Source organism: Actinomadura roseirufa (assembly GCF_900659635.1).
In the GTDB taxonomy this organism is placed as follows: Bacteria; Actinomycetota; Actinomycetes; order Streptosporangiales; family Streptosporangiaceae; genus Spirillospora; species Spirillospora roseirufa.
This window is the reverse complement of sequence record NZ_CAACVB010000201.1, coordinates 1-14,539: the sequence shown is the minus strand read 5'-3', so window position 1 is coordinate 14,539 and position 14,539 is coordinate 1. Positions and strand designations below refer to the sequence as shown.

At 74.1% G+C, this 14,539-nt stretch carries 15 protein-coding genes and 1 pseudogene; 10 read left to right on the top strand and 6 right to left on the bottom strand.

Annotation, left to right across the window (positions count from 1 at the left end; all coding sequences use genetic code 11):
- Both E1291_RS30815 and E1291_RS30810 read right to left on the bottom strand, forming a co-directional pair.
- Positions 1 to 499: response regulator (locus E1291_RS30815; RefSeq protein WP_242614475.1), on the bottom strand; the 499-nt coding region annotated here is incomplete at its 3' end.
- Positions 500 to 638: 139 nt separating this feature from the next.
- A pseudogene (locus tag E1291_RS30810) lies at positions 639 to 1,556 on the bottom strand (AraC family transcriptional regulator); the annotation flags it as partial.
- Between the two features lie 82 nt (positions 1,557 to 1,638).
- Here E1291_RS30810 and E1291_RS30805 point away from each other — a divergent pair.
- The 7 genes from E1291_RS30805 to E1291_RS30775 all read left to right on the top strand — a co-directional run bounded on the left by E1291_RS30805 (position 1,639) and on the right by E1291_RS30775 (position 7,986).
- Positions 1,639 to 2,487, top strand: coding sequence for an NAD(P)H-binding protein (locus E1291_RS30805; RefSeq protein WP_131741594.1), 849 nt, complete (start codon positions 1,639 to 1,641; stop codon positions 2,485 to 2,487).
- A gap of 137 nt (positions 2,488 to 2,624) precedes the next feature.
- On the top strand, positions 2,625 to 3,569 hold the full coding sequence (locus E1291_RS30800; protein WP_131741593.1) for a carbohydrate-binding protein: 945 nt from the start codon (positions 2,625 to 2,627) through the stop codon (positions 3,567 to 3,569).
- Between the two features lie 144 nt (positions 3,570 to 3,713).
- Entirely contained in the window at positions 3,714 to 4,595 is an 882-nt protein-coding gene (locus tag E1291_RS30795; RefSeq protein WP_131741592.1) for a helix-turn-helix domain-containing protein, read from the top strand.
- Between the two features lie 134 nt (positions 4,596 to 4,729).
- Positions 4,730 to 4,966 carry a DUF5988 family protein gene (locus tag E1291_RS30790; protein WP_131741591.1) on the top strand — a complete coding sequence of 79 codons (237 nt, stop codon included), beginning with the start codon at positions 4,730 to 4,732 and terminating at the stop codon, positions 4,964 to 4,966.
- 131 nt (positions 4,967 to 5,097) lie between these two features.
- The gene (rfbA, locus tag E1291_RS30785) at positions 5,098 to 6,006 is read left to right on the top strand and encodes a glucose-1-phosphate thymidylyltransferase RfbA (protein ID WP_131741590.1); all 909 of its coding nucleotides are present in this window, start codon (positions 5,098 to 5,100) and stop codon (positions 6,004 to 6,006) included.
- The gene (gene rfbB, locus E1291_RS30780) at positions 6,003 to 7,004 is read left to right on the top strand and encodes a dTDP-glucose 4,6-dehydratase (protein ID WP_131741589.1); all 1,002 of its coding nucleotides are present in this window, start codon (positions 6,003 to 6,005) and stop codon (positions 7,002 to 7,004) included. The genes rfbA and rfbB overlap by 4 nt, the downstream gene beginning before the upstream one ends.
- Positions 6,994 to 7,986, top strand: a complete 993-nt coding sequence (locus tag E1291_RS30775) for a Gfo/Idh/MocA family protein (RefSeq protein WP_242614474.1) — start codon at positions 6,994 to 6,996, stop codon at positions 7,984 to 7,986. The genes rfbB and E1291_RS30775 overlap by 11 nt, the downstream gene beginning before the upstream one ends.
- A gap of 100 nt (positions 7,987 to 8,086) precedes the next feature.
- Here E1291_RS30775 and E1291_RS30770 read toward each other — a convergent pair whose 3' ends face one another.
- The 3 genes from E1291_RS30770 to E1291_RS30760 are packed head-to-tail and all read right to left on the bottom strand — an operon-like array spanning position 8,087 to position 11,651.
- Positions 8,087 to 9,526 (bottom strand): NDP-hexose 2,3-dehydratase family protein, encoded by a 1,440-nt coding sequence (locus E1291_RS30770; RefSeq protein ID WP_131741588.1) that lies wholly within the window; start codon positions 9,524 to 9,526, stop codon positions 8,087 to 8,089.
- Complete coding sequence (rfbH, locus tag E1291_RS30765) at positions 9,523 to 10,827, bottom strand: lipopolysaccharide biosynthesis protein RfbH (protein WP_131741587.1); 1,305 nt, start codon at positions 10,825 to 10,827, stop codon at positions 9,523 to 9,525. The genes E1291_RS30770 and rfbH overlap by 4 nt, the downstream gene beginning before the upstream one ends.
- Complete coding sequence (locus E1291_RS30760) at positions 10,824 to 11,651, bottom strand: NAD-dependent epimerase/dehydratase family protein (protein WP_165495362.1); 828 nt, start codon at positions 11,649 to 11,651, stop codon at positions 10,824 to 10,826. The genes rfbH and E1291_RS30760 overlap by 4 nt, the downstream gene beginning before the upstream one ends.
- A 135-nt stretch (positions 11,652 to 11,786) precedes the next feature.
- Between E1291_RS30760 and E1291_RS30755 the strand changes: the two genes are divergently transcribed.
- Positions 11,787 to 12,035 carry a metallothionein gene (locus E1291_RS30755; protein WP_131741585.1) on the top strand — a complete coding sequence of 83 codons (249 nt, stop codon included), beginning with the start codon at positions 11,787 to 11,789 and terminating at the stop codon, positions 12,033 to 12,035.
- Between the two features lie 70 nt (positions 12,036 to 12,105).
- On the opposite strand, the gene E1291_RS30750 is transcribed toward E1291_RS30755, so the two are convergent.
- Positions 12,106 to 12,594: an NUDIX domain-containing protein gene (locus E1291_RS30750; RefSeq protein WP_131741584.1), complete on the bottom strand. Its 489-nt coding sequence runs from the start codon at positions 12,592 to 12,594 to the stop codon at positions 12,106 to 12,108.
- Positions 12,595 to 13,024: 430 nt separating this feature from the next.
- Between E1291_RS30750 and nirD the strand changes: the two genes are divergently transcribed.
- Together nirD and E1291_RS30740 are read left to right on the top strand one after the other, a co-directional pair.
- Entirely contained in the window at positions 13,025 to 13,438 is a 414-nt protein-coding gene (gene nirD / locus E1291_RS30745) for a nitrite reductase small subunit NirD (RefSeq protein ID WP_131741583.1), read from the top strand.
- Positions 13,422 to 14,537 carry a uroporphyrinogen-III synthase gene (locus E1291_RS30740; protein WP_131741582.1) on the top strand — a complete coding sequence of 372 codons (1,116 nt, stop codon included), beginning with the start codon at positions 13,422 to 13,424 and terminating at the stop codon, positions 14,535 to 14,537. The genes nirD and E1291_RS30740 overlap by 17 nt, the downstream gene beginning before the upstream one ends.
- Positions 14,538 to 14,539 lie beyond the last annotated feature (2 nt).

Genomic DNA, 14,539 nt, shown 5'->3' with positions numbered 1-14,539 from the left:
CGGCCCCGGCCCGCCGGACCGCCTCCGCGAGCCGGGCGGGCGGGGTGTCCTTCGGCAGGAACCCGCCCGCGCCCGCGCGCAGCGCCCCCAGCACCGGCGCGCCGGTCTCGAACGTGGTCAGCATGACCACCTCGGGCGCGCCCGGCTCGGCGCGGATCCGCGCCGTCGCGGCGACGCCGTCGAGCCGCGGCATCCGCACGTCCATGAGCACGACGTCGGGCCGGACCGCCCGCACGGCCTCGACGGCGGCCAGGCCGTCGGCCGCCTCGCCGACGACGTCGACGCCGTCCAGGCCGGAGAGCATCGTCGTCAGCGCGACGCGCACCGGCCACTCGTCGTCGGCGAGCAGCACCCTGACCGGTCCGCCGTCTCCCGGCATGCCCTCCGGCGGCGGGTACAGGGCCGAGTACGGCGCCGCGTCCGCGGCGGACTCCCAGGCCGGGCGGTCACCGGCCGTCTCCCCGCCCGGCCTCACCGGCGGCGCTTTGAGCTGGGCCATAAGGCAAGGCTGCCGCGTGGCCCGGCCCCGCCACAGCGGGCGAAAGAAGGGGGCCGGTGCCTTCCATGGTCGATGCCGTCCGGGTGGAAACGCCGACTTCTGGCGGTTGCGGAGCGGCCGCGTCGAGCCGCGCGTCCGCGCGGTACCGGGTCGGGGTCGTCCCCCGGTGGCGTTTGAACGCGGCGCTGAACGCGAAGGTACCGGCGTAGCCGACCCTGCGGGCGATGGAGCCGACGGTGGCGTCGGTGCCGCGCAGGAGGTCGGCGGCGAGCGCCATGCGCCACCGCGCCAGGTAGGTGATGGGCGGTTCGCCGACCTCGGCGGTGAACCGGCGGGCCAGCGCGGCCCGGGACACGCCGATCCGCGCGGCCAGTTCCTCCACCGTCCAGGGATGGGACGGGTCGTCGTGCATGAGGCGGAGGGCGGCGCCGGTCAGTGAGTCGTCCCGGACCCGGTACCAGGCCGGAGCCCCGGCGTCCCGCCCGTCGAACCAGGCGCGCAGCGTGGAGACGAGCATCAGGTCGAGCAGGCGGTCGAGCACCGCACGCTGGCCCTGCCGGTCCCGCTCGACCTCGGCCGTCACGAGGCCGAGCAGGGGCCGGCCGCCCGCGCCGTCCGGGACGGTGAGCGCGTCGGGCAGGGCACCGAGCAGCCGGTCGCTGATCCCGGTCCGGCTCTCGTAGGCGCCGGAGAGCAGGACGGCCGAGCCGGTCTCGGAGACCGCGCAGGTGCGGGCGCCGACCGTCAGGCCGTCCGCGGCGGCCCGCGCGGCGCGGGCGCAGTAGTCCGCGCGGTCGATCACCTGCCGGGGCGGGACCGCCGGGTCCTCGGCGACGACGTGGGGCGCGGGGCCGCGCAGGACGGCGACGTCGCCGGGCCCGAGCGGCAGCGGCGCTCCCCCGGCCGGGATCACCCAGCCGCGCCCGGCCACCATCGCGACCAGGCTGAGCCGGGCGCCGCCCGCGAAGCGCAGCGACCACGGCGAGCTCAGCACCGCCTGGTGGACGAGGGCCCCGCGCGCCCGTACCCCGTCCAGCAGGTCCGCCAGGATGTCCATGCGCCCGAATGTAGACGACTGAGTATCGGATCGCGCGTTCCACGCATGGATCCGCTCATCCGTCCCGGGTTGAGTGGGCCGCATGCAACCACACCCGATTCTCGTGACCGGCGCCACCGGCAAGGTCGGCTCCCGCCTCGTGCCCCTGCTCCGGGGAGCGGGCGCGCGGGTCCGCGCCGGCTCCCGCTCCGCCGACCCCCGCTTCGACTGGACCGACCGGGACACTTGGGACGCCGCCCTCGCCGGGACTAAGCGGATCTTCATCGTGCCGCACGACGGCGAGCTGCTGACCCGGCCGTTCGTCGGCCGCGCCGCCGACCTCGGCGTGGAGCGCGTCGTGCTCCTGTCGGGTCGCGGCGTGGACGTGCCCGGCTACATGGGCGAGGGCCACTCGGTGGGCGGGACGCACCTCGACGGGGAGGACGCGGTGCGCGGCAGCGGCCTGGAGTGGACGATCGTGCGCCCCGGCTGGTTCGCCCAGAACTTCAGCGAGGGCTTCTTCCGCGACGCCGTGCTGGCCGGCGAGCTGCGGCTGCCCGCCGGGGACGGCGCGGCGAGCTTCGTCGACGCCGCCGACATCGCGGCGGTCGCGGCGGCGGCGCTGACGGAGGACGGCCACGCCGGGCGGACCTACGAGCTGTCGGGGCCGCGCGCCCTGACCGTCGCCGAGGCGGTCGCCGCGATCTCCGCGGCGACCGGCCGCACCGTCCGCTACGTCCCGCTGCCGCCCGGGGAGTACGTGGCCGAGCTGGTCGCGCAGGGCTGGCCGCCGGACCTCGCCGCCGAGTTCGCCGAGGCGGTGAGCCCGCTGCGGCGGAACCTGGACGCCCACCTGTCCGACGGCGTGCGGCGCGCGCTCGGCAGGCCGCCCCGCGACTTCGCCGCGTTCGTGGCGGACGCGGTCGCCGCCGGAGCGTTCGACCCGCTCTGAACGGGGGGTGAAAAGCCAGTTCTTGACCGTATGTCGCACGCGTCGTGATCCTTTGGGGACGTCGAGAGATCTCCGCCTTTCTCCCGCACGGCCGGCGCGAACGCCGCCCGTTCCCCCACCTCGCGAGGAGTCGCGCAATGACGCGTCGAATGCTGCTCGCCAGCGTCGTCCTGGTCGCCTGTACGACGGTCCCCGTCACCGCCGCCGCCTCCGGTCCGGTCACCGGCCCGGCGGTGGCGGGGGCGGCGGCCCGGCCCCGGACCCGCCCCCAGACTCGGCCCGAGGCCCCCGACCCGAACGCCCCCAAGCTCGGGCGGGTCGAGGGCGCCCGGACCTTCACCCCGACCTCCCGCAACGCCGAGGCCGTCGAGAAGTTCCGCGCGCTGCACCGCGCCCGCGTCCAGCGCGAGCAGATCCACCACTTCTGGGGCGTCGAGCCCGCCGCCGGGACCCACGACGGGCTGATGGCGACCCACAGCGTCACCCCGGGCTACAAGGTGTCCAACAACGCCGACTACACCTACACGCCCACCATCAAGGCCGCCGGGTCGTGCATGGAGATCACCACCGTCTACTCCAAGGCGGTGGGCAACGAGGTGTGGGCCTGGAGCTGGTGCGGCAACGACGGGCCCGCCAAGGAGATCAAGATGGACGCCGATTTCCTCCAGACCTACACCACGACCGTGAACGGGCAGCCCGCCTACAACGTCCAGCTCGTCCAGACGAACGCGAGCCAGAACGCCTGGTCGGCGTACCTGTACAACTACAAGACCAAAGCGTGGAGCCTGTTCTTCAGCAAGTCGGGGACCGACTCCAGCAAGCTGACCTACGGCTGGGACATCTTCGAGATCTACGCGACGCGCAACCCGAGCACGAACACCGCCTATTACTGCACCGAGGCCAAGAACGTCGTGTTCGAGAGCAGCTCCATCCAGCTTCGCAAGAACGGCGCGTGGCGCGCGGCGAGCCCGTCCGACTCCCCGTGGCAGCCGACCGCGACACCGAACCCGCAGGACTACCTGTGCCCCTCGCTGAAGTTCGTGCGGGCGGGCGAGACCGACCACTGGATCGTGCGCCAGTGACGAGCCGGACCTCAGGGCCGGGCATGGCGGACCTGCCGGGCCGCCTGCCCGGCCCTGCTCCCCTGACGTCCCGGCTCTGGGTGGGTGCGCCGGGGCCCCCTTGAGCGGTGTCCCGGGGACGCGGCCGTGCTTAGGCTCGAAGGCATGGACGGCAACAACCGCCTCGGCTCCTTCCTGCGCGCGCGCCGCGCCCTGATCCGGCCCGGTGACGCGGGGCTTCCCGAGGGCACGCGCCGGAGGGTGGCGGGCCTGCGCCGCGAGGAGGTCGCCGCGCTCGCGGGCGTCAGCGCCGACTACTACGTCCGGATCGAGCAGGGGCGCGAGCGCAACCCCTCTCCGCAGGTCCTGGAGGCCCTGATCCGGGCGCTGCGGCTGGGCCCCGACGAGGCCGCCCACGTGCACCGGCTGGTCCACCCGATCCCCGCCCGCGACGGCGCGACGCGGGACGAGCACGTCTCCCCCGGGCTGCTGCGCATGATGGAGGCGTGGCCGCACACCCCGGCGGTCGTGCTCGGCCGGCGGCTGACGGTGCTGGCCCACAACCTGCTGGGCGGCGCGCTGTTCGACGGCCACCTCCACGGCCGGGACCTGATGCGGCTGGTCTTCCTGGACCCCGACGCCCGCGACTTCTACCCCGACTGGGAGCGGGTGGCCCGCAACACCGTCGCCGGGCTGCGCGAGTCGGCGGGCGGCGACCCCGCCGACCCGCGGCTGGCGGAGCTGGTCCGCGAGCTGTCCTCGCGCAGCGCCGACTTCCGCCGTCTGTGGGCCCGGCACGACATCCGGCAGAAGACCCGGGAGACCAAGCGCTTCCGGCACCCGCTGGTCGGCGAGCTGACCCTGGAGTACGAGTCCCTGACGGTCAACAGCGCCCCGGGCCAGCAGCTCGTCGTCTACCAGGCGGAGCCGGGCGGCGCGTCGGCGCACGCGCTGACGCTGCTCGGGAGCCTGGCCTCCTCCGGCCGCGCGCCGGGACGGGCCGAGCCCCGTCCCGGCGCGGAAGGGGTCGCGCGCGACCACCGGTGACACCCGCCGCGGGCCGTGGGAACCCCGGTTTCCGACCCCTAGGGAACCAGGGGGGGATAAGGGGGCGCCTACGGGTGTCGCGGCCTGGTGATCGGGCTCACCATCGAAGCAGCGGACCTGAGGAGAGTGCTTCGATGAACGGCCAGAACAGCTCATCGCGGACAGTTCCCATCGACGTCGTGCTCGTCGGCGGACCGGACGACCTCCCGGACGCGGCGCGCAAGAGGCGGGCCCCGGGCGCGGACCAGGCCATCAAGGTCCTGCACCGGGGCGGGTACGAGCACTTCCAGCCCGACGACCGGGAGGGCGATCCCGACGCCGGAGCGCCGAGGGTCTTCCGCTGGACGATGCGGACGCGCATCGCCGAATGAGTCCACTCTCGGTCGGGGGCCTTCGTCTCGCCCGGCCATGAACCGAACGGAGTGAAAGTGGCCGAGCCGTACGCCCCGGGCGCGCGCGAGGCGTTCTTCGCGTTACGCCCCCTCCCGGAAGGCCGCACGCGATGAGGGGGATCATCCTCGCGGGCGGGAACGGAACCCGGTTGAAGCCCCTGTCGATCGTGGGCTCCAAGCAGCTCGCCCCGGTCTACGACAAGCCGATGATCTACTATCCGCTGTCCCTGCTCATGCTCGCCGGGATCTCCGAGATCCTCATCATCACCCGGCCCACCGAGCTGGAGGTGTTCCGCCGGCTGCTCGGGGACGGCGCGAGGCTCGGCATGAGCATCGGCTACGCCGCCCAGGACGAGCCGCGCGGCATCGCCGACGCGTTCCGGGTCGGCGCCGACCACATCCGCGGCGAGGACAACGCGCTGATCCTCGGCGACAACCTCTTCCACGGCGCGAACCTGCCGTCCCTGCTGCGCCGCAGCGCCGACCGGCTGAACGGGTGCGTGCTGTTCGGTCACCAGGTCGCCGACCCGCAGCGCTTCGGCGTCGCCGAGGTGGACGAGCGGGGACGGCTGGTGGCGATCGAGGAGAAACCGGCCCGGCCGCGCTCCAACCTCGCGATCCCCGGGCTGTACATGTTCGACGGCGGCGTCGTGGACGTCGCCAAGCGGCTCACCCCGTCCGCCCGCGGCGAGCTGGAGATCACCGACGTCCTGCGCGCCTACCTGGACGAGGGCAGGGCGGACCTCATGTGGCTGGGCCGCGGCGTCACCTGGCTGGACACCGGCACCCACGAGTCGCTGCTGGAGGCGGGCATGTTCGTGCGCGACGTCCAGCACCGCCAAGGCGTGCGGATCGGATGCGTCGAGGAGATCGCCATGCACATGGGGTTCATCGGCGTGGACGACTGTTACCGGCTGGGTGAGGAGATGGCCAGCTCCCCCTACGGCAAGTACGTGATGAACTGCGCCCGTTCCTTCCACTGCCTGCCCGCCTCCGCGCGCTTCCTGGACGAGTCATGAACATCCTCGTCACCGGCGCCGCCGGTTTCATCGGCTCGGCGTACGTGCGCGCGCTGCTCGGCGGCGGCCTCGCGGGCGAGGACGAGCCGTCCCGGGTCAGTGTGCTCGACAAGCTCACCTACGCCGGGACGGTCGACAACCTCGACCTCGCCGAGCCGCGGCTGCGGTTCGTCTACGGCGACATCTGCGACGCCGGCCTGGTCGGCGGGCTGATGGCCGAGGCCGACCAGGTCGTCCACTTCGCCGCCGAGTCGCACGTCGACCGCTCGATCGAGGCGGCCGGCGAGTTCGTGCGCACCAACGTCCTGGGCACGCAGACGCTGCTGGACGCGGCCCTGCGGCACGGCGTGAAGCGCTTCGTGCACGTGTCCACCGACGAGGTCTACGGCTCCGTCGAGGAGGGGTCGAGCACCGAGGACGACCCGCTGGCCCCCAACTCGCCCTACGCCGCGTCCAAGGCCGCCTCGGACCTGGTCGCCCTCTCCTACCACCGCACGCACGGCCTGGACGTCCGGGTCACCCGGTGCAGCAACAACTACGGCCCGCGCCAGTTCCCGGAGAAGATCATCCCGTTGTTCGTCAGCAACCTGCTCGACGGCGGGACGGTCCCGCTGTACGGGGACGGGCTGAACGTGCGCGACTGGCTGCACGTCGAGGACCACTGCCTCGGGATCGACCTCGTGCGCGTCAAGGGCCGGCCGGGCGAGATCTACAACATCGGCGGCGGCACGGAGCTGACCAACCGGCGGCTGACCGAGCTGCTGCTGTCCGCGTGCGGCCTGGACTGGGACCGGGTCCGGGCCGTCCCCGACCGCAAGGGCCACGACCGGCGCTACTCGATCCGCGACGACAAGGCGCGGGCCGAGCTGGGCTACCGGCCGCGGCACGGCTTCGAGGACGGGCTCGCCGCGACCGTCGAGTGGTACCGGCGCAACCGCGACTGGTGGGAGCCGCTCAGGCGGCGCACGGCCGAGGCGGGCCTGAGCCGTGCCGGCTGACGCGGGCGCCCCCGTCCGCTTCGGCGTGCTGGGCTGCGCCGCCTTCGCGCGGCGGCGCATGCTGCCGGTCCTGGTCGCGGCCCCCGGCGCCGACCTGGTCGCCGTCGCCAGCCGCGACCCGGCCAAGGCCGCCGAGTTCGCCGGGCGGTTCGGCTGCGCCGCCGCGCCCGGCTACGAGGACCTGCTCGCCTCGGACGGCGTCGACGCCGTCTACCTGCCGCTGCCCGCGATGCTGCGCGCGCCGTGGGTGGAGCGGGCGCTCCTGGCGGGCAAGCACGTCCTCGCGGAGAAGCCGCTGACCGGCGACGGCGAGAGCACCGCGCGGCTGCTGCGGCTCGGGCGGGAGCGCGGGCTGGTCGTCCTGGAGAACGTCGCGTTCCCGCACCACGCGCAGCACGCGGCGGTGCGCGGGCTCCTCGCGGACGGCGCGATCGGCGAGCTGCGCGACTTCTCCAGCGCCTTCACCATCCCGCCGCTGCCCGCTGGCGACATCAGGCACCGGCCGGACGTGGGCGGCGGAGCGCTGCTGGACATGGGCATCTACCCCGTCCACGCCGCGCTCCACCACCTCGGCCACGACCTGGAGATCACCGCGGCGGTGCTGCGGGTCGACGGCGGGACGGGCGCGGTGACGTCCGGGCGGATCCTGGCGCACACCCCCCGGGGAGCGACGGCCGACCTCCACTTCGGGATGGAGCACTCGTACCGCACCAGCTGCGAGTTCTCGGGAAGCCTCGGCCGGCTCTCCCTCGACCGCGCCTTCACGCCGCCGCCCGCGCACCGGCCGGTGGTTCACATCGAGCGGCAGGACCACCGCGAGGAGATCACCCTGCGCGCCGACGACCAGTTCGCGAACGTGGTCGCGCGCTTCGCGGACGCGGTGCGCACGGGCGAGGGGGCGGCCCCCGAGGCGGCGGCGAGCCTGCGCCAGGCCCACCTGGTCTCCGAGATCGAGGCGAAGGCCCTGCGCATCACCGTCTAGGGCGCTTCACCGTCTAGGGCGCTTCACGCTCCGGAACGGATCCGGCCGGTGGTCCCCGGGCGAAGGGGCCACCGGCCGGAGTCTTCCGGTCTCTTCCGGGTCAGGCCCGCGTGAGCCTGCCGCGCGCGGACAGCACGGTGAAACAGGTGAGCAGGGTTCTGGCGTGGACGTTGACGTAGTGGCCGTGCCGGGCCAGCTCGGCGAGCTGCGCGTGCGACACCCACCGGTAGCCGGGCGGCGGGTCGAGCGGCACCTGGCCCTCGTCGACCTCGATCATCATGTACCGGCTCACGGCGTTGAGGAAGCGGCCGCCCTCCTCCGAGTGCAGCGCCGAGTAGAGCACGCGGGACGGATCGGGGGAGCGCACCAGGTCCGCGAACGGCGGATGCTCGGCGGCGGGCAGGTGCGCGTAGTTGTGCGGGGTGAACTGGACGGTCGGGCCGAGCTCCACGGTGTCGAGGAAGCCGGGCTCCAGCCGGGCGTTGACGAGCACGTGCGGGACGCCCTCGATGTCGCGGGTCAGGAACGCGACGACGCCCTCCCCGCACGGCTCGAACAGCGGCTGGGTCCAGGCCGAGACCTCGCGGTTGCCCGCCTCGACGGACACCGCCACGACGCGGAAGTACCGCCCGGTGTGGTGGTCGATGGACGTCCCGCCCCGTTCCCAGCCGGGGACGGTGGCCAGCGGCACGAGCCCGGTCCGGACGATGTTCCACGACCGCATCGCCGCGATCCACGACAGCAGGTCGGTGTCGGACTCCAGCGCGCGGGACGTGCCGTCGCCCGGCAGGCTCGCGAGGACGGACCGCGCGTCCATGTTGACGAGGTTGTCGTGGCGCAGCAGCTCGGCGAGCTGGCCGAGCGTCAGCCACCGGAAGTCCTCATGCGGGGGGACGTCCCCGCCCACCTCGACGATCATGTTCCGGTTGCGCTTGCGGTAGAACCACGAGCCGTGCTCGGACTGGAGCACGTCCGACAGCATCCGGCCGCGCTCCGGCCGCGTGAAGTACTCCAGATACCGGACGGCGGAGCCCCGGTGGACCTGGGTGTAGTTGCTGCGGGTGGCCTGCACGGTCGGGGAGAGCTGCAGCAGGTTCGGGTTGCCCGGCTCCATCTTCGCCTGCATCAGGAAGTGCAGGACTCCGTCGATCTCCTTGGCGAGGATGCCGAGGATGCCGATCTCCGGCTGCTTGATGATGGGCTGTCCCCACGCGGCGGTCTGCGGGTCGCCGACGCCGACGCGCAGCCCCTCCACCGTGAAGAAGCGCCCGCTGCGGTGCCCGAGGTTCCCCGAGCCCGCGTCGAAGGACCAGCCGTCCAGGTCGGCGAACGGGATCCGGTCGACGGCGAAGCGGGTGGCCTCGCGGCGCTCGGCGAGCCAGGCGTGCACGTCGTCCACGCCGGGAACCGCGCCCCGCGTGGCCGCCGCCGAGCGGGCGAGGCGCGCGGGGAGGTCGGTGTCGTCGCGCCGGGTCAGCGTCGGAAGGGCGGGCGGCGCGGTGGTCGGCGCGGTGCTCGGCGCGGCCGTCGGACCGGTCATCGGTGCTCCTGGACGAACTCGGTGATCGACGCGGCGACGTAGTCGATCATCTCGTCGGTGAGCCCCGGGTAGACGCCCACCCAGAACGTGTGCTCGGTGACGAGATCGCTGTTGGTGAGGTCGCCGGCGATCCGGTGCGGGCGGTCGAGGTAGGCGGGGTGCCGGGTGAGGTTCCCGGCGAACAGCCGGCGGGTACCGATCTTGCGGTTCTCCAGGAAGTCGACCAGCGCGGCGCGGCCGAACGGCGCGGCCGGGTCCACGGTCAGCACGAAGCCGAACCAGCTCGGGTCGCTGCGGGGCGTGGCCTCCGGCAGGACCAGCCAGGGCAGCCCGTCCAGGGCCGCGCGGAGCCGCTGCCAGTTGCGGCGCCGCGCCGCGCAGAACTCGTCGACCTTGGCGAGCTGGCTCAGGCCGAGGGCCGCCTGGATGTCGGTGGACTTCAGGTTGTAGCCGACGTGGGAGAAGATGTACTTGTGGTCGTAGCCCGCGGGCAGCGTCCCCATCTGGTAGCCGAAGCGCTTGTGGCAGGTGTCGCTCTCGCCCGGCTCGCACCAGCAGTCCCGGCCCCAGTCCCGCAGGGACTCGATGACCCGGGCCAGCGCGAGGTTCGAGGTGAGCACGCACCCGCCCTCACCCGTGGTGATGTGGTGCGCGGGGTAGAAGCTCACGGTCGTCATGTCGCCGAAGGTGCCGGTGAGCCGCCCGTCGTAGGTGGACCCGACCGCGTCGCAGTTGTCCTCGATCAGCAGCAGGTCGTGGTCCTCGGCGAGCTGGGCGATCTCGGCGACCTGGAAGGGGTTGCCGAGCGTGTGCGCCATGATGATGGCGCGGGTGCGCGGCCCGATCGCCGCGGCGACGCGCTCGGGGGTGGTGTTGTAGGTGGGCAGGTCGATGTCCACGAACACCGGCACGAGCCCGTTCTGCAATATGGGGTTGACCGTGGTGGGGAACCCCGCCGCGACGGTGATGACCTCGTCGCCGGGCCGGGCCCTGCGGTCCTCCAGCAGGTGGGACGTCAGCGCGGACACCGCGAGCAGGTTCGCCGACGAACCGGAGTTGGTCATGTGCGCCTTGCGGCGCTGGAGCCGGCGGGCGAAGTCGCGCTCGAACCGGCGCGACAGCTTGCCCGCGGCGATGCTCATCCCGAGCGCCGCCTCGACCAGCGCCACCCGGTCCTCCTCGTCCAGCACCGCCCCCGAGGGCCAGATCTCGGTGACGCCCGGGACGAACGCCCGCGCGTCCTGCCCCTCCTGGTGGTACTTGCGAACCTCATCGAGGATGTGCTCCAGCTGTGGACTCATGCCCTGTCCTTATCTCTCGCCCTGAAGAGTCGGCCGGGGTCGGACGACCGCACGCCGACGGCTGTGAGAAGGTCGCGAAGGGAGTCCTCCAGAGAGCGGCGCGGCGACCAGCCGAGGACGCGGCGCGCCCGGGCGATGTCCAGCAGCTGCCACAGGTCGAGCGAGCGGGCCGGCTCGGCCCCGCCCTCCTCGACCACCCGGAGCCGCCGGCCGGCGAGCGTGATCATCAGCTCCACCAGCCGGCGCATCGGCACGGCACCGCCGCCGCCGATGTTGACGACGGCGCCGGCCGCCGCCGGGGCGTCCGCGGCCGCGACCACGGCGTCGGCGACGTCCCGGACGTCCACCACGTCGCGGTGGGCGCGCAGCGGCGCCAGCCGCAGCTCGGTCCGCCCGGCGGCCAGGTGCGCGGCGACGATGCCCGGCAGGCTCACCCCCGGGGCACCGGGACCGCAGGCCACCGAGACCCGCAGGACGACCGCGTCGGCGCCGCGTTCGGCGGCGCGGACCACGGCCTGCGACCCGCGCAGCTTCGTGCGCCCGTAGACGGTGACGGGGGCGGGCGGCCAGTCCTCGCCGATCGCGGTGCCGGGCGGCGACGGGCCGTACTCGTAGGCGCTGCCGAGGTGGACCAGGCGCGGCCCGCCCGGCGCGTCGGCGACGGCCTCGGCGAGACGGGCGGGCAGGTCGGTGTTGAGCTCGGTCATCTCCCGCTCGCCGCCGCCCCAGACCGCGCCCGCGGCGTTGACGACCACGCGCGCGCCGGTGTCGGCGCACAGCCCGGCGAGCCCGGCGGGCCCGGCGCGCCCCAGGTCCAGCGGCACCCAGGCGCCGTGGTCGCCGTCCCGCGGGGCGCTGCGTGGACGGGGCCGGTTGGACAGGGCTGGTTGGACGGGGCCGGTTGGACGGGGCCCCGCCGGGGTAGTCAGAGGGCGCGGCGGGGGAAGGGGAGAGGCCCGATGGCCACCTGTGAGGTCTGCGGTAACGACTACGCGATGTCGTTCGAGGTGCACGCGCAGGGCAGCGTCCACACGTTCGACTCGTTCGAGTGCGCGATCACGAGGATGGCGCCGATCTGCGAGCACTGCGAGTGCAGGGTGCTCGGGCACGGCGTCGAGGTGGACCGGCACTGGTACTGCTCGGCCCACTGCGCGCGCGCCGCCGACCCCGAGGGCGCCCGCCACATCCACGACGCGGCTCCCGTCTGAGGGGACGGACGATCCACCGGGGTGCGCCCCCGGACGGCCCCGGGGCGCCGGGACCGGTCCGGGCCGCGTGTCAGGCCGCCCCGCCGAAGGCCTGCGCCCGGCCGTCCTCGAGGTAGACGGCGCGGCGTTCGGCCATGGCCCGCAGGCTCGGCTCCATCCGGCGGGCGATGTGCGGCGGGGCCAGCTCCGGCACCTTCTCCGGCGCGACCAGGACGTGGTCGGACAGTTCCTCGGGCGGCAGCCGGATCGCCGCGGCCTCGGCGCCGGTGATCGTCCCGCCGAAGACGAACACGTTGACGGAGTCGACGCCGCCGCGCGGGGAGCCCCAGTCGACGCAGGCAAGCCCGTCGAGGCGGGGGACGAAGCCGAGTTCCTCCTCGCATTCGCGCACGCAGGCCGACAGCGGGGACTCGTTGGCCTCGATCACCCCGCCCGGCAGGAACCAGCCCTCCTTGTAGGTGGGCTTGACCAGGAGGATCCGCCCCAGGTCGTCCAGGAGCAGGGCCGCCGCGGCGCCGCGGGTGCGCGGCAGTGAGGCGTAGTACGCAAGGTCGGGCATGTACCGAGGTTAGGCGTGCCGCGGGCGGCCCGGTCCGCGGGCGCCGGAGGCGGGGCCGCATCCCTCCGCGAGATCGCCGGAGAGCCGCCGATCCGTTCGGTTGCCGAGCCAAAGGCGACGAATGGGGCATGACAGAAGTCGACAACGCTTGACATGAGATCGTCAAGAATTGCGGTCCGGGCGTGTCGGGCCCTCTCGCAGGTACTGTGACCTGCGGGGACATGGAAAGATCCGGGGTGGACGGCCTTTCGGTCGAGGCCATGACAAAATGGTGGTTCCGGGCGGCCCGCGGTCCGATTCCGGCGTGAGGGTCTTTTAACACGCCGGTGACAAAGCGGACGCAAACGTGAAACGGCACCTGCCGATGATCGGCCCCATGGGCGCCGGACGGGCGTCCAGCCGACCGGTTCCCGCCTGGAGGTTGCCCGCGATGACCGCGACACCCGATGTGCTGATCACCAGGGCCCCCGCCGGACCACGCGGAGACGGCTCGGCCGCGTCCCGCTGGACCGGCGTCTGCGACTACGCCGACCTGGTCCCCGGGCGCGGCGGCCGCGCGGTCGTCGGCGGCACCCAGATCGCGATCTTCCGGACGCTCGAGGGCGGCCTCTACGCGCTGTCGGACCTCGACCCGTTCAGCGGCGCCTACGTCCTGTCCCAGGGGACGCTCGGCATCCGCGGCGGCGCTCCGACCGTCGCCTCGCCCCGGTACGGCCAGGTGTTCGACCTGCGCGACGGCGCCTGCCTGGACGATCCGCGCGTGGTCCTGCCGGTCTTCCCGATCCGCCTGGCGGCGGCCGGCGACCGCGTGGAGGTGGCGGTCCCCGATGGTCACCGGCAGTGAGCCGCTGGCGGGGTTCGCCGTCGGGGTGACCGCGGCCCGCCGCCACGAGGAGCTCGCCGCGCTCCTGGAACGCCGCGGCGCGCGGGTCGTGCACGCCCCCGCCATCCGGCTCGTCCCGCTGGCCGACGACACCGGCCTGCTGGCCGCCACGCGCGCGTGCCTGGGCGCGCCGCTCGACCACGTCGTCGTCACGACGGGGATCGGGTTCCGCGCGTGGCTGGAGACCGCCGACGGGTGGGGGCTGCGCGCCCCCCTGATCGACCGGCTGGCCGGCAGCGACCTCGTCGCCCGCGGCCCCAAGGCCCGCGGGGCGGTCCGCTCGGCGGGCCTGCGCGAGCGCTGGTCGCCGGAGTCCGAGGGCAGCGCCGAGATGATCGGGCACCTGCTGGAGAAGGACCTGGCGGGGGCGCGCGTGGCCGTCCAGCTCTACGGCGAGCGGCAGCCCGAGCTGACCGGCGCGCTGCGCGCCGCCGGCGCCGAGGTGATCGAGATCCCGGTGTACCGCTGGGCGCGCACCGACGACCCGACGCCGCTGCGCCGGCTGGTCGGGCAGGCCGTCGCCGGGACGGTGGACGCGATCGCCTTCACCAGCGCCCCCGCCGTCGCCGAGACGCTCGCGGTCGCCGCCGAGGACGGGCTGGAGGAGCCGCTGGTGGAGGCCCTGCGCGCGCAGGTGGTCGCGGCCTGCGTCGGGCCGGTCACCGCGCGGGAGCTCACCGAGCGCGGCGTCCCGACCGTCCAGCCCGAGCGGGCGCGGCTCGGCGCCCTGGTGCGGGCCCTGGTCTCGGACCTGCCGCCGCGCCGGGCCCGCCGGATCCAGGCCGGCGGCTCCGCCCTGGAACTGCGCGGGCACGCCGTCGTCCTGGACGGCCGGCTCCGGCCGATCGCGCCGGCGCCGATGGCGATCCTGCGCGCGCTCGCGCGCCGTCCGGGGCACGTGGTCTCGCGCGCCGAGCTGTGCGCGGTGCTGCCCTCCCACCTGCCGTCCCATCTGACGGCCGGCGGCGGGCGCGCGAGCGACAGTAGTAGGTCCGTGAAGGATCGTCCGCAACAAAACTATCTGCTACGGTTTCTCCCGTGTCCTCTATTCGGGAGATGACC